This window comes from Streptomyces sp. C (assembly GCF_000158895.1).
GTDB lineage: Bacteria > Actinomycetota > Actinomycetes > Streptomycetales > Streptomycetaceae > Streptomyces > Streptomyces racemochromogenes.
Window position 1 is genome coordinate 6,250,670 of the sequence record NZ_GG657750.1, and the last position, 14,998, is coordinate 6,265,667.

Annotated in this window: 13 protein-coding genes; 12 read left to right on the forward strand and 1 reads right to left on the reverse strand. The window is 71.2% G+C overall.

The annotated features are described in order from the left end of the window. The 12 genes from SSNG_RS28075 to SSNG_RS28135 all read left to right on the forward strand — a co-directional run. The coding region (locus SSNG_RS28075; protein ID WP_007267311.1) for an aminotransferase class I/II-fold pyridoxal phosphate-dependent enzyme at positions 1-1,075 on the forward strand (1,075 nt) is incomplete at its 5' end. 102 nt (positions 1,076-1,177) lie between these two features. Next, on the forward strand, positions 1,178-1,684 hold the full coding sequence (locus SSNG_RS28080) for a MaoC family dehydratase (protein WP_007267312.1): 507 nt from the start codon (positions 1,178-1,180) through the stop codon (positions 1,682-1,684). A 35-nt stretch (positions 1,685-1,719) separates the two neighbouring features. Beyond that, entirely contained in the window at positions 1,720-2,559 is an 840-nt protein-coding gene (locus SSNG_RS28085) for an SAM-dependent methyltransferase (RefSeq protein ID WP_007267313.1), read from the forward strand. Continuing rightward, complete coding sequence (locus SSNG_RS28090) at positions 2,556-3,602, forward strand: class I SAM-dependent methyltransferase (RefSeq protein ID WP_007267314.1); 1,047 nt, start codon at positions 2,556-2,558, stop codon at positions 3,600-3,602. The genes SSNG_RS28085 and SSNG_RS28090 overlap by 4 nt, the downstream gene beginning before the upstream one ends. Before the next feature lie 44 nt (positions 3,603-3,646). Continuing rightward, positions 3,647-4,540, forward strand: a complete 894-nt coding sequence (locus SSNG_RS28095; protein ID WP_007267315.1) for a diiron oxygenase — start codon at positions 3,647-3,649, stop codon at positions 4,538-4,540. Between the two features lie 32 nt (positions 4,541-4,572). Next, positions 4,573-5,457: a hypothetical protein gene (locus tag SSNG_RS28100; RefSeq protein WP_241695134.1), complete on the forward strand. Its 885-nt coding sequence runs from the start codon at positions 4,573-4,575 to the stop codon at positions 5,455-5,457. A gap of 1 nt (position 5,458) precedes the next feature. After that, positions 5,459-6,232: a holo-ACP synthase gene (gene acpS, locus SSNG_RS40310; RefSeq protein ID WP_007267317.1), complete on the forward strand. Its 774-nt coding sequence runs from the start codon at positions 5,459-5,461 to the stop codon at positions 6,230-6,232. Next, entirely contained in the window at positions 6,229-7,437 is a 1,209-nt protein-coding gene (metK, locus tag SSNG_RS28115; RefSeq protein WP_007267318.1) for a methionine adenosyltransferase, read from the forward strand. The genes acpS and metK overlap by 4 nt, the downstream gene beginning before the upstream one ends. 1 nt (position 7,438) lies before the next feature. After that, on the forward strand, positions 7,439-8,422 hold the full coding sequence (locus tag SSNG_RS28120) for a carbohydrate kinase family protein (protein ID WP_007267319.1): 984 nt from the start codon (positions 7,439-7,441) through the stop codon (positions 8,420-8,422). Beyond that, complete coding sequence (gene metH / locus SSNG_RS28125; protein WP_007267320.1) at positions 8,419-11,877, forward strand: methionine synthase; 3,459 nt, start codon at positions 8,419-8,421, stop codon at positions 11,875-11,877. The genes SSNG_RS28120 and metH overlap by 4 nt, the downstream gene beginning before the upstream one ends. 35 nt (positions 11,878-11,912) lie before the next feature. Further along, the gene (ahcY, locus tag SSNG_RS28130; RefSeq protein ID WP_042802104.1) at positions 11,913-13,319 is read left to right on the forward strand and encodes an adenosylhomocysteinase; all 1,407 of its coding nucleotides are present in this window, start codon (positions 11,913-11,915) and stop codon (positions 13,317-13,319) included. Between the two features lie 14 nt (positions 13,320-13,333). Further along, positions 13,334-14,011: a maleylpyruvate isomerase family mycothiol-dependent enzyme gene (locus SSNG_RS28135; RefSeq protein WP_007267322.1), complete on the forward strand. Its 678-nt coding sequence runs from the start codon at positions 13,334-13,336 to the stop codon at positions 14,009-14,011. A 78-nt stretch (positions 14,012-14,089) separates the two neighbouring features. Here the strand turns inward: SSNG_RS28135 and SSNG_RS28140 are convergent, their stop codons facing one another. Beyond that, positions 14,090-14,833, reverse strand: coding sequence for a PIG-L deacetylase family protein (locus tag SSNG_RS28140; RefSeq protein ID WP_007267323.1), 744 nt, complete (start codon positions 14,831-14,833; stop codon positions 14,090-14,092). Positions 14,834-14,998 lie beyond the last annotated feature (165 nt).

A 14,998-nucleotide genomic window follows, 5' to 3' on the forward strand; every position in this document is an offset into this window, starting at 1 on the left:
TTCGCCTTCGACTCCGCCGACGCACTGGCCCGGGCCATGGCCGGCCCCCGACGGCGACTACGTCTACAGCCGCCGCGGCAACCCCACCGTGCGCGCCCTGGAGCGCACCCTCGCCGGACTGGAGGGCGGGGCCTCGGCCATCGCCTTCGCCTCCGGGATGGGCGCCATCAGCGGGGTCCTGCTCGCGCTGCTGCGCCCCGGCGACCAGGTGATCGCGCAGCGCTGCCTGTACGGGGGGACGTACGCGGCGCTGAGCGACCTGAAGGAGCGCTACGGGGTGCGGGTCGACCACATCGGCGGTGACGACGCGCGGGAGTTCGAGGCGCTCGCCGGGCCCCGCACCCGGCTGCTGGTCCTGGAGACCATCGCCAACCCCACGGGTCAGGTCCCCGACCTGCCCGGCCTGCTGGCGGCGGCCCGGCGCCTCGGGGTGACCAGCGCCGTGGACAACTCCCTGGCCTCGCCCGTCCTGTGCCGCCCGATCGAGCACGGCGCCGACATCGTGCTCCACTCCACCACCAAGTACCTCGCCGGGCACTCCGACGTCCTGGGCGGCGCGGCCGTCTTCGCGGACGACGCCCTGCGCCGCGAGGTGTGGCCGCGCACCGTCGAACTCGGCGCCAGCGCGGACCCGTTCGCCGTCTGGCTGACGCTGCGCGGGATCGCCACGCTGCCACTGCGGATGCGCGAGCACTGTGCCAACGCCGGCCTGCTCGCGCAGCGGCTGGCGGCCCACCCGGCGGTGGCGGCCGTCCACTGGCCGTGGCTGGGAACGCACCCCTCGTACGCCATGGCCCGCAAGGTGCTCTCCGGCGGCGGGGGGCTGCTCTCCTTCGACCTGCGCGGCGGCCGCGAGGCGGGCCGCTCCTTCGTCGAAGGGGTGCGCCTCGCCCGGCTCGCGCTGTCGCTGGGCGGGGTGGAGACGCTGGTCACGCACCCCGCCAGCACCTCCCACCGGGAGCTGGACGAGGGGGCGTTGGCGAGCGCCGGCATCGGTCCCGGGCTGGTCCGGATGTCGGTGGGGATCGAGGACCCGGAGGACATCTGGCAGGACGTGGAACAGGCACTGCGATAGAACAGGCAGTGCGGTCTTCTTTTGGGTTGACAAAATAATCGGCTGATTCGTAGATTGGTTCACGCCAGAGAAACCACTTCTCTCCGTCAAGGGGGTTGCGTGATGCGCTACTTCGAGGACTTCCGGACCGGCGACGTCCACGAACTGGGCACCGTCACCGTCACGGCGGAGGAGGTGCTGGAGTTCGGCAGGCGCTTCGACCCGCAGCCCTTCCACACCGATCCGGCGCTCGCCGCCCGGACCCCGTTCGGCGGCCTGATCGCCAGCGGCTGGCACAGCGCCTCGATGTTCATGCGCCGCTACGTCGACGGGCTCCTCGCGTACAGCGCCTGTACCGGCTCCCCCGGCGTCGACGAGATCCGCTACCTGCGGCCCGTCCGCCCCGGGGACGTGCTCACGGCGCGCGTCGAGATCCTGGGCTCGCGCCCCTCGCCGTTCAACCCGCGCACCGGTGTCGTCCAGCCCAAGTGCACGCTGGCCGACGCCGACGGGAACGTCGTGTTCAGCATGATCCTGCACAGCATCTTCGAGCGGCGGCCCGCCGAGTGCGACGCGCCGCACCCCGCCGCCGCCGAGGACCCGGTCGTCCGCGCCGGCTCCCTGGCCTGACCATCCCCCCGCCCGCCGAGTGAAGGGAGCCTCCCGTGGAGGCCGTATCCCGCACCGCCCAGTGGACCGCCGCCGCGCGGGCCCTGGAAACCGAGCGCGAGGACCGGCTGTTCGCCGACCCGTACGCGCGCACCGTCGCCGACACCATCGGCTTCGACCTGCTGGAGCGCTACGCCGGCGCCGGCACCGTGCCGTTCCTCGCCATCCGCACGACCTACCTGGACCGGCAGATCGTCCGGACCGTCCAGGAACACGGCATCCGCCAGGTCGTGTTCCTCGCCGCCGGCATGGACACCCGCTTCTACCGGCTCCCCTGGCCCGACGGTGTCACCGTCTACGAACTCGACCGGCCCGCGCTGCTGGAGGCCAAGGCCGAGATGCTCGCAGGCGAACCCGCCCCCGCCGGACGCACCCGCGTCACCGTCCCCGTCGACCTCACCCAGGACTGGACGGGCCCCCTGGAAGACGCCGGCTGGCGCGCCGACCAGCCCGTGCTGTGGGTCGTCGAGGGCCTGCTCTTCTTCCTCCCCGAGGACGCCGTGCGCGGCCTCATCTCCACCCTCGCCCGCCACTCCGCGCCCGGATCCGTCCTGCTCGGCGACGTCATCAGCAAGGCCGCCCTGCAGAACCCGCTCTCCCGGCCCTTCCTCAACTGCCTCGAAGAGGACGGCAACCCGTGGCTCTTCGGCACGGAGACCCCCGAGGACCTCCTCGCCGAATGCGGCTGGGACGTGCGCGAGGTCCGCCAGCCCGGCGAGGACGGCGCCGACTTCGGCCGCTGGCCCTACCCGGTGCCGGCCCGCAGCGTCCCCCGCGTCCCGCGCTCCTTCCTGTTCACCTGTGACCTCCCGACCGCCGAGGTGAAGGCAGCATGACCGCCGTCCACGACTTCCACCAGCGCGTCATCAGCGACGCCGGCGCCGCCGTACGCGGCCTGACCGTCGCCCTCGGCGAGCGGCTCGGCCTGTACCGGGCGCTGGCCGAGGCCGGCCCGCTGACCCCCGCCCAGCTCGCCGAGCGCACCGGGATCGACACCCGCTACGCCGAGGAGTGGCTGCACGCCCAGCTGAGCGCCGGATACGTCGAGCGCCACCCGAGCGCCGGCACGTACACGCTGCCCGCCGACCACGCCCCCGTGCTGGCCGACCCCACCGCCGTCACCTTCGCCGCCGGGTTCTTCACCGCCCTCAAGGCCCTCTACGGCACCGAGGACCTGCTCGTCGACGCGTACCGCACCGGCGAGGGCGTCGGCTGGGCCGAGCACGACCCGGCCCTCGACACCGGGATGGGCAGCTTCTTCCAGCCCACCTACGAGCACCGCCTGGTCCCCGAATGGCTGCCCGCCCTCACCGGGGTCACCGGCAAGCTCGCCGCGGGCGGCACCGTCGCCGACGTCGGCTGCGGCGTCGGCCACACCACCCTGCTGATCGCCAAGGCCTTCCCGCAGGCGACCGTGCACGGCTTCGACTACTCCGAAGAGGCCGTCTCCATCGCCCGCCGGCTCGCCGACGAGGCCGGGCTCTCCGACCGCGTCGTCTTCGAGGTCGCCTCCGCCGACGACTACCCCGGCACCGGCTACGACCTGGTCACCTTCTTCAACGCCCTGCACGACATGGGCGACCCCGTCGCCGCCGCCCGGCACGTGCACAAGTCCCTGGACGCGGACGGCACCTGGATGCTCGTCGAGTCGAACGTCTCGCCCGACGACATCGACACCCAGACCCCGGCCGCCCGCATGTTCATGGCCCTCTCCGCCGTCATGTGCCTGCCCGTCGCCGTCGCCCAGCGCGGCCCCCACGCGCTCGGCAACCACTCGGGCGAGAAGGCCTTCCGCGGCATCGCCGAAGAGGCCGGCTTCACCCGCTGGCGCCGCGCCACCGAGACCCCGGTCAACGCCGTCTACGAAGTCCGGCCGTAGCCGCCGCACCGGCCCCGCACCGCCACCCACCCCGAGGAGTCACCATGGGCGCCACCGCCCCCCTGCCGGTCACCGACCGGTTCCTTGAAGTCCTGGAACGGCTCAGCCACCGCTCCATCGAGGAGTACTACAACCCCTACCAGCAGTTCGACTGGCCCGAGAAGCTCGACGAGGGCCGCATGTGGATGACCCCCGAACTGCTCACCGTCTACGGCACCCCCTTCTACGAGGAGCTCGGCGAGGAGACCCTCCAGCGCCTCTCCAAGTGGGAGAGCATCAACTTCTACAGCCTCAACGTGCACGGCATCCGCGAACTGCTCATCGAGGTCGTCGGACGCATCCACATGCCCGGCTTCGAGGTGCCCTCGGACTTCTTCCACCACTTCATCGGTGAGGAGAACGAGCACATGTGGTTCTTCGCCGAGTTCTGCCGCCGCTACGGCGACAAGATCTACGGCTCCACCGCCCTGCGCGCCGACTCCGCCTGGGAACCGGAGGTGGAGAACTTCCTGGTCTTCGCCCGCATCCTGTTCTTCGAGGAGCTCGTCGACCACTACAACACGCGGATGGCGCGGGACGAGGACCTCTGCCACACCATCCGCGAGGTCAACCGCATCCACCACCAGGACGAGTCCCGGCACATCGCCTTCGGCCGCGAACTGGTCTCCCTGCTCTTCGACCGGATGCGCCAGGCCGTCCCCGCCGCCCGCGTCGCCGAGGTCGAGGCCTACCTCAAGCGGTACGTCGTCTACAGCCTCAACTCCCTCTACAACCCGCACGTCTACCGCGACGCCGGCATCGCCGACCCGGTGGGCCTGCGCAACGCACTGGTCGCCGACGAGCGCCGCCGGCCCTTCGAGCGCAAGACCATCCGCAAGCCGCTCGGATTCTTCCTGAAGACCGGGATCTTCACGGACGACGTCCTGCCCGTCGTCTGAGAGGTCCACCGCCGTCCGAGAGGTGACTCCCCATGACCGCCATGACCACCGCCACCGCCACCGCCACCGCCGCCACCACCGCCCCGGGCACCACGGGCCTGCCTTCGCTCGGCCCCGAGGGCACCGCCCTGCTGCGGCTGCTCGACGACACCTTCGAGAGCTGGGGCGTCCAGGCGGGCGCCCGCTCGATGACCATGCCCCCGCTCCTGCCGGCCGCCGACCTGGCCCGGCTCGACTACTACGACAACTTCCCCCACCAGGCCGTCGTGGCGGCCCCGCTGAACCTGGACGTCCGGGACACCAGCGAGTTCTGTGCCGACACCGGCTGCTTTCCCTGTGACGCGCTGGAACCGGCCGCCCTCGGCCTGCCGTCCGCGTCCTGTTACGCCGTCTACATCGACCACCAGGGCCGCCCGGCCGCCGACGACGAGCTCGTCACCGTCGTCGGCTGGTGCTTCCGCAAGGAGGCGCACTACGAGGGACTGCGCCGCCAGCTCGGCTTCCGCATGCGGGAGATCGTCGCCATCGGCACCCGCGACCACGCCGAACAGCACCTCGCCACCTTCACCCGGCGGATCAACGCCTTCGCCGAGGCCCTGGACCTGCCGCTGAGCCGCGAGGCCGCCTGCGACCCCTTCTTCGACAAGGGCAGCTCCAAGGCCGTCCTCCAGCGCCTGACCCCGGTCAAGCACGAGTTCCTGTACGAGGACCTCGCGATCGCCTCGGTCAACACCCACCGCAACTTCTTTGGCGACCGGTGCGAGATCCACCTCGCCTCCGGCGGCGGCCCCGCCTTCACCAGCTGCGTCGCCTTCGGACTGGAGCGCTGGCTGTCCGCGCTCACCCGCCGCCACGGCAGCTGGGGCGCCGCGACCGCGGCGGTCCTGCGCGCGAACGCGGCCGGGCCGGCGATCTGAGGTGCCGACCCGACCCGTCGTCGCCCCGCCGGCGGGCGGCCTGGGCTGGGCGAACCTCGGCATGGACATCGTGTCCGTCACCCGTGTCCGCCGGCTCCTGCGCCTCTACGGCGAGGACTTCTTCCAGCGCATGCTCACCCCCGGCGAACTCGCCGACTGCCGCACCTCCGCCAAGCTCGACGTACTGAGCCTGTGCGGGCGGATCGCCGCCAAGGAGGCGGCGTTCAAGACCCTCCGCGTCCGCGCCGTGTTCCTGCCCTGGCGGGACATCATCGTGCGGCGCTCCGAGGGCGGCTGGCCGCTCGTGGAACTCCACCGGTCCGCCGCCGAGATGGCCGAGCGCTCCGGCATCGCCGGGATCACCGTGACCATCAGCCACGACGTGGACTACGCGGTGGCGGTCGCCGCCCCCGTACTGGACCCGAACGCCGTCCCGGAACCCCTCCCGGCACCGGGCCCCGCCCCGGAGCCCGCCGCCCCCGCGCCCCCCACCCCACCCGTACACAGCACTTCAAGGAGAGACACCATGTCCGACGGTCTGCAGCTCGTGAAGAACTGGCTCCTCGCCCGCCACGAGGAGCTCGACGACATCGCCGGCGACCTCGACCTCATCGAGACCCGGCTGATCGACTCCCTGTCCTTCGTCGAGTTCGTCTTCCTGCTGGAGCAGCACAGCGGCCGCGCCATCCAGCTGGAGACCCTGGAGGTCGACGAGATCCGCACCCTCGACGCCATCCGCACCCACTTCTTCACCGCCAAGGCGGTCCAGGCATGAGCAAGCGGCTCTTCACCTCCGAATCCGTCACCGAAGGCCATCCCGACAAGATCGCCGACCGGATCAGCGACACGATCCTGGACGCGCTCCTGCGCGAGGACCCCACCTCCCGCGTCGCCGTCGAGACCCTCATCACCACCGGCCAGGTCCACATCGCCGGAGAGGTCACCACGACGGCCTACGCGCCGATCGCCGAACTCGTCCGGGGTGCCATCCTCGACATCGGCTACGACTCCTCCAAGAAGGGCTTCGACGGGGCCTCCTGCGGCGTGTCGGTGTCCATCGGCGCCCAGTCCCCGGACATCGCCCAGGGCGTCGACACCGCCTACGAGCAGCGCGTCGAGGGCGAGGGCGACGAACTCGACCGGCAGGGCGCCGGCGACCAGGGCCTGATGTTCGGCTACGCCACCGACGAGACGCCCGAGCTGATGCCGCTGCCGATCCACATCGCGCACCGCCTCTCGCGCCGCCTGACCGAGGTCCGCAAGAACGGGAAGATCCCCTACCTGCGGCCCGACGGCAAGACCCAGGTCACCATCGAGTACGACGCCGACAAGGCCGTCCGCCTCGACACGGTCGTGGTCTCCACCCAGCACGCCGCCGACATCGACCTCGACTCCCTCCTCACCCCGGACATCCGCGAGTTCGTCGTCGAGCACGTCCTCGCCCAGCTGGGCGAGGAGGGCATCAAGCTGGACACCGAGGGCTACCGCCTGCTGGTCAACCCGACCGGCCGCTTCGAGATCGGCGGCCCGATGGGCGACGCCGGCCTGACCGGCCGCAAGATCATCATCGACACGTACGGCGGCATGGCCCGCCACGGCGGCGGCGCCTTCTCCGGCAAGGACCCGTCGAAGGTCGACCGCTCCGCCGCCTACGCCATGCGCTGGGTCGCGAAGAACGTCGTCGCCGCCGGCCTGGCCGCGCGCTGCGAGGTCCAGGTCGCCTACGCCATCGGCAAGGCCGAGCCCGTCGGCCTCTTCGTCGAGACCTTCGGCACCGGCACCCTGCCCGACGAGCGGATCCAGGAAGCCGTGTCCGAGGTCTTCGACCTCCGCCCCGCCGCGATCGTCCGCGACCTCGACCTGCTCCGGCCGATCTACGCCCAGACCGCCGCCTACGGCCACTTCGGCCGCGAGCTGCCGGACTTCACCTGGGAGCGCACCGACCGCGTGCACGCGCTGCGCAAGGCCGCCGGGGTCTGACATGCGCATCGCTGTCACCGGGTCCATCGCGACCGATCACCTGATGACCTTCCCCGGCCGGTTCGCGGACCAGCTGCTCGCGGACCGGCTGGACCGGGTCTCCCTGTCGTTCCTCGCCGACAACCTGGAAGTGCGGCGGGGCGGGGTGGCGGCGAACATCGCGTTCGGGCTGGGCGTGCTGGGCCTGCGCCCCTCGCTGGTCGGCGCGGTGGGCGGGGACTTCGAGCCCTACCGGGTGTGGCTCAAGGACCACGGGGTGGACACCGACTCCGTCCGCGTGAGCGACACCCGCCACACCGCCCGGTTCGTCTGCACCACCGACCAGGAGCAGAACCAGATCGCGACCTTCTACGCGGGCGCGATGGCCGAAGCCCGCGAGATCGACCTGCGGGAGGTCGTCGCCCGCCACGGCCGGCCGGACCTGGTCCTGGTCTCGCCGGACGACCCCGAGGCCATGCTCCGGCACACCCGGGGCTGCCGCGAACTCGGCATCCCCTTCGCCTCCGACCCCTCCCAGCAGCTGGCCCGGCTCGGCCGCGACGAGGTGCGCGAACTGGTCGACGGCGCGCAGCGGCTGTTCACCAACGAGTACGAGTCCGCCCTGCTGTGCGAGCGGTCCGGACTCACCGAGGAGCAGGTCCTGCGGCGCGTCGGCTCCTGGGTCACCACGCGCGGCGAGGACGGCGTACGGATCCGCACCGCCGGCGGCGAGGCGCTCACCGTGCCCGCCGTGCCGGTCGCCGAGGTCGTCGACCCGACGGGCGTCGGCGACGCCTTCCGGGCCGGCTTCCTCGCCGGCACGGCCTGGGGCGTCCCCGAGCGGTACGCGGCCCGGCTCGGCTGCGCCGTCGCCGCGACCGTCCTCGACCACACCGGCACCCAGGAGTACCGCCTGGAACGCGAACCGCTGCTGGCCCGGCTCCGCACCGCCTACGGCCCGGCCACCGCGACGGAACTGTCCACACACCTGGGGGCCTTGGAATGAGACGGTCACTGCGGGAGGAGCTCGCCAGGCGCGTCGTCGTCGCGGACGGCGCCATGGGCACCATGCTCCAGGCCGCCGACCCCTCGCTGGACGACTTCCTCGGGCTGGAGGGCTGCAACGAGGTCCTCAACCTCACCCGCCCGGACGTCGTCCGCTCGGTCCACGACGCGTACTTCGCCGTCGGCGTGGACTGCGTCGAGACCAACACCTTCGGCAGCAACCTGTCCGCGCTCGCCGAGTACGGCATCGAGGACAAGGTCTACGAACTCTCCGAGACCGGAGCCCGCATCGCCCGCGAATCGGCCGACGCGCACACCGCCCGGGACGGCCGGCCCCGCTGGGTGCTCGGCTCCCTGGGCCCCGGCACCAAACTGCCCACCCTCGGGCACGTGGGGTACGAGCCCCTGCGCGAGGCCTACCAGCAGAGCGCCGAGGGCCTGGTCCGGGGCGGCGCGGACGCCCTGCTCGTGGAGACCACCCAGGACCTCCTCCAGACCAAGGCCGCCGTCATCGGCGCGCGACGGGCACTGGACTGGTGCGGCATGGGAGACCTCCCGCTGATCGTCCAGGTCACGGTGGAGGCGACCGGCACGATGCTGCTCGGTTCGGAGATCGGGGCGGCGTTGACGGCGTTGGAGCCGTTGGGGATCGACATGATCGGTCTGAACTGTGCGACGGGTCCGGCGGAGATGAGCGAGCACCTGCGTTATCTGGCCCGCAACGCGCGGATCCCGCTGTCGTGCATGCCGAACGCGGGTCTGCCGGTGCTGACGAAGCAGGGGGCGCACTATCCGCTGTCGGCGGCGGAGCTGGCGGACGCGCAGGAGACGTTCGTCCGGGAGTACGGGCTGTCGCTGGTGGGTGGCTGCTGCGGGACGACGCCGGAGCACCTGCGGCAGGTCGTGGAGCGGGTGCGGGGCGCGGCGGTCACCGAGCGGTCGCCGCAGCCGGAGCCGGGTGCGGCGTCGCTGTACCAGACGGTGCCGTTCCGGCAGGACACCTCGTACATGGCGATCGGTGAGCGGACGAACGCGAACGGGTCGAAGAAGTTCCGTGAGGCGATGCTGGACGCCCGCTGGGACGACTGTGTGGAGATGGCGCGGGACCAGATCCGTGAGGGCGCGCACATGCTGGACCTGTGCGTGGACTACGTGGGCCGTGATGGTGTCGCGGACATGCAGGAGCTGGCGGGGCGTTTCGCGACGGCTTCGACGCTGCCGATCGTGCTGGACTCGACCGAGGTTCCGGTGATCCGGGCGGGTCTGGAGAAGCTGGGCGGGCGTGCGGTCATCAATTCGGTCAACTACGAGGACGGTGACGGGCCGGAGTCGCGGTTCGCGAAGGTGACCCGGTTGGCGCAGGAGCACGGGGCGGCGCTGATCGCGCTGACGATCGACGAGGAGGGCCAGGCCCGCACCGTCGAGCACAAGGTCGCGATCGCCGAGCGCCTGATCGAGGACCTGACCGGCAATTGGGGGATCCGGGAGTCGGACATTCTGATCGACACCCTGACGTTCACGATCTGCACGGGGCAGGAGGAGTCCCGCAAGGACGGGATCGCGACGATCGAGTCGATCCGCGAGCTCAAGCGCCGCCACCCGGACGTGCAGACGACCCTCGGTCTGTCGAACATCTCGTTCGGGTTGAACCCAGCCGCCCGGATCCTGCTGAACTCGGTGTTCCTGGACGAGTGTGTGAAGGCGGGTCTGGACTCGGCGATCGTGCACGCGTCGAAGATCCTGCCGATCGCGCGGTTCGACGAGGAGCAGGTCACCACGGCCCTGGATCTGATCTACGACCGGCGTGAGGGCGACTACGACCCGCTGCAGAAGCTGATGGCCCTGTTCGAGGGCGTGAACACGAAGTCGATGAAGGCCGGCAAGGCCGAGGAGCTCCTCGCGCTGCCGCTGGAGGAGCGGCTGCAGCGGCGGATCATCGACGGGGAGAAGAACGGCCTGGAGGCGGATCTGGAGGAGGCCCTTCAGACCCGTCCGGCGCTGGACATCGTCAACGACACCCTCCTGGAGGGCATGAAGGTCGTCGGTGAGCTGTTCGGTTCCGGGCAGATGCAGCTCCCGTTCGTCCTCCAGTCGGCCGAGGTGATGAAGACGGCGGTGGCCTTCCTGGAGCCGCACATGGAGAAGACCGACGCGGACGGCAAGGGCACCATCGTCTTGGCCACCGTCCGCGGCGACGTCCACGACATCGGCAAGAACCTCGTCGACATCATCCTCACCAACAACGGCTACAACGTCGTGAACATCGGCATCAAGCAGCCGGTGTCCGCGATCCTGGAGGCGGCGCAGGAGCACAAGGCCGACGTGATCGGCATGTCCGGGCTGCTGGTGAAGTCGACGGTGATCATGAAGGAGAACCTGGAGGAGCTCAACCAGCGCAAGCTGGCGGCCGACTACCCGGTCATCCTCGGCGGCGCCGCCCTCACCCGCGCCTACGTGGAGCAGGACCTCCACGAGATCTACGAGGGCGAGGTCCGCTACGCCCGGGACGCGTTCGAGGGCCTGCGGCTGATGGACGCCCTCATCGCCGTCAAGCGCGGAGTCCCCGGCGCCCAACTCCCGCCCCTCAAGCAGCGCCGCGTCCCGCAACGGGCGGCCGTACTCGACGTGCACGAGCCGGAGGAATCCGGCGGCCGCTCCGACGTCGCCGTCGACAACCTGGTGCCCGAGCCGCCGTTCCTCGGCACCCGGGTCGTCAAGGGCATCCCACTCAAGGAGTACGCGGGCTGGCTCGACGAGCAGGCGCTCTTCAAGGGCCAGTGGGGCCTCAAGGGCGCGGCAACCGTCGAGACGGAGGGCCGGCCCAGGCTGCGCGGCTGGCTGGACCGGCTGCACACCGAGCGGCTCCTGGAGGCCGCCGTGGTCTACGGCTACTTCCCGTGCGTCTCCAAGGGCGACGACCTGATCGTCCTCGACGAGGACGGGGGAGAGCGGACCCGCTTCACCTTCCCCCGCCAGGGCCGCGGCCGCCGGCTCTGCCTCTCCGACTTCGTACGCCCGGACGACTCGGGCGAGGTCGACGTCATCGGCTTCCAGGTGGTCACCGTCGGTTCGAGGATCGGCGAGGCCACGGCCAGGCTCTTCGAATCCGACTCCTACCGCGAGTACCTGGAGCTGCACGGCCTCTCCGTCCAGCTCGCCGAAGCCCTCGCCGAGTACTGGCACGCCCGCGTCCGCACCGAGCTCGGCATCGCCGGATCGGATCCGGCCGCCATGGACGGCATGTTCCGCACCGAGTACCAGGGCTGCCGCTACTCCCTCGGCTACCCGGCCTGCCCCGAACTGGCCGACCGGGCCAAGATCGCCGACCTGCTCCGGCCGGAGCGGATCGGCGTCCACCTCTCGGAGGAGTTCCAGCTCCACCCCGAGCAGTCCACCGACGCCATCGTCATCCACCACCCCGAGGCCGGCTACTTCAACGCCGGAGGCCGCCGATGACCTCCGACGCCGGACGAGTTCAAGGAGCACTTCCCATGTCCGACGGATTCACGGACTTCAAGGTCGCGGACCTCTCCCTCGCCGCCTTCGGCCGCAAGGAGATCACCCTGGCCGAGCACGAGATGCCGGGCCTGATGTCGATCCGCGAGGAGTACGCCGGGGCGCAGCCGCTGGCCGGCGCCCGCATCACCGGCTCCCTGCACATGACCGTGCAGACCGCCGTCCTCATCGAGACCCTCGTCGCCCTCGGCGCGGAGGTCCGCTGGGTGTCCTGCAACATCTACTCGACGCAGGACCACGCCGCGGCGGCCATCGCGGCCGCCGGGATCCCGGTCTTCGCCTGGAAGGGCGAGACGCTGGAGGAGTACTGGTGGTGTACGGAGCAGGCGCTGACCTGGCCCGGGCACGCGGGCCCGAACATGATCCTGGACGACGGCGGTGACGCCACCCTCCTCGTCCACAAGGGCGTCGAGTTCGAGAAGGCGGGGGCCGTCCCCGACCCGTCGACCGCCGACAACGAGGAGATGGCCCTCGTCCTCGAACTGCTGGGCCGCTCCACCCTGAACTGGACGCAGATGGCGTCGGACATCCGGGGCGTGACGGAGGAGACCACCACCGGCGTCCACCGCCTCTACGAGATGCACCAGGCCGGCGCCCTCCTGTTCCCGGCGATCAACGTGAACGACGCCGTGACGAAGTCGAAGTTCGACAACAAGTACGGCTGCCGCCACTCCCTGATCGACGGCATCAACCGCGCCACCGACGTCCTCATCGGCGGCAAGGTCGCGGTCGTCTGCGGTTACGGCGACGTCGGCAAGGGCTGCGCGGAGTCGCTGCGCGGCCAGGGCGCCCGCGTCATCGTCACCGAGATCGACCCGATCTGCGCGCTGCAGGCGGCGATGGACGGCTACCAGGTCGCCACGCTGGACGACGTGGTGGAGATCGCGGACATCTTCATCACCACGACCGGCAACAAGGACATCATCATGGCCTCGGACATGGCCAAGATGAAGCACCAGGCGATCGTGGGCAACATCGGCCACTTCGACAACGAGATCGACATGGCCGGCCTGGCGAAGACCGAGGGCATCGTCAAGGACGAGGTCAAGCCGCAGGTCCACACCTGGACGTTCCCCGACGGCAAGGTCCTCATCGTGCTGTCCGAGGGCCGCCTGCTCAACCTGGGCAACGCGACCGGCCACCCGTCCTTCGTGATGTCGAACTCCTTCGCGGACCAGACCCTGGCCCAGATCGAGCTCTTCACCAAGCCGTCCGAGTACCCGACCGACGTCTACGTGCTGCCCAAGCACCTCGACGAGAAGGTCGCCCGCCTCCACCTGGACGCGCTGGGCGTCAAGCTCACCACCCTGCGCCCGGAGCAGGCCGCGTACATCGGCGTCCAGGTCGAGGGCCCCTACAAGCCCGACCACTACCGCTACTGACGGCCGTGGCCATCATGGAAGCGGCCGTGGAAGCCGACGCCGAGGTACGCGACCCCTGGCTCCCGGACCGGCTGCTGCGCACCGAACGGGACGCGCTGCTCCCGCTGTTGCGGCGTACGCCGGAAGCGGCGTACGGGCTGCGCACCGCCTGCCCGGGGTGGACGGTGCGGGACGTGCTCGCGCACTGCGCGGCCGCCCTGGTCCGCATCGTGGAGGGCCGCCTGGAGGAAGGGGTGTTCCTGCCCGCCGCCAACGCGGCCGACGTGGCCGAACGCGTGGACTGGCCCCTCGCGCGCATCGTGGACGAACTGGAGCGCGGGCTCAGCGAGGCCGGCCCGGTCATCGCCGAGGGCGACGGCACGCTCGACGCGGTGGCCCTGGGGGAGTGGATCCACGCGGGCGACGTCCGCGCGGCCTTCGGGGAGCCGGGGGAGTACGCCGGCGACAGCCTGCCGCTGGCCCTGCCGCTGCTGCGGATGGTCAGCCGCAAGCGGCAGACGCCCCGGCTGGTCGCCGACATCGGCGGCCCCGGGGGCCCGCTGGTCCTGGGCAACGAGGTACCCGGCCGGCCCCCGGCCCGCTTCCGGGGCGACGCGGCGACGCTGATCCGCCTCTACTCCGGCCGGCCCCTGGTCGCGACCCGCTACGAACTGGCGGGCGCGGCCGAGGCGGAACTGCTCGTCTACCGGTGACCCCGGACAGCACGACGGCCGGGTCCCGTACGCCCCACACGGCGAACGCGACCCGGCCCCGGCACGACCCCCGCCCCGTCAGTCGATCCTGACGACCTGGAAGGCCTCCGCCATCCGGCCCGGGGGCAGCCCCGCCGCCCGGGCGTGCTCGCCGAGCCACTCCCGCAGCAGCCCCGCCAGGTCGTCGAAGTGCGCGGTCTGGGAGGTGTGGATGCGCAGGGCCTCGACCTTGCGGTCGAAGACGGGGGTGACGTCGATGTACTGGTTGGGCGTCGGCCCGGTCATCAGCCACAGCTCCGGCACGATCCACGGCTCCAGACCCTCCTCCCTGAGGAGTTCGGGGTGCGCGAACGGATTGCGCGCCTCGGGGTAGACGGCCCGCAGGGCGGCGTCGCCCACCGCCCGGTGGTCGGGGTGCAGGTCCGCGATCCGGCCCCAGTTGATCTCCGGGCTCGGGATGACGGCACGCTGCGGCCGGACCTGGCGGATCACCCGGCACAGGTCCCGGCGCAGCTCCACGCTCGCCTCGACGTAGCTGTCGGGGTAGCCGAGGAAGCGGACGTCGTCCACGCCGCTGCGCTTGGCCGAGTGGACCTGTTCGGCCCGGCGCAGGTCCCCCATGGCCTGGCGCGGGAGCTGCTCGTCGTAGCCGCCCGCACCGCCGTCGGTGACGATGCAGTACGTCACCCGGGTGGTGCCCTGCGCGATCCACCGCATGACCGTCCCGCTGACGCAGAACTCGATGTCGTCCGGGTGCGCGGCCACGACCAGCAGGGATTCGGGGGCGCTGCGGTCTATGCGATCGGTCGCGAAGTGTTCCATGTGATCAGCCTGTTGGGCGCGGGCACCGGCCGCAAGGCGGCCCCTTTGGCGTACTCGCGACATGTCGCCTGTACGCCACTCGCAGGTCTCACTGCTCCACATCGTCGACAGATCCACGCACGCGTGGGAAGCGGAGGCGTCCGGCATGGGCAGGATCTTCGGCTC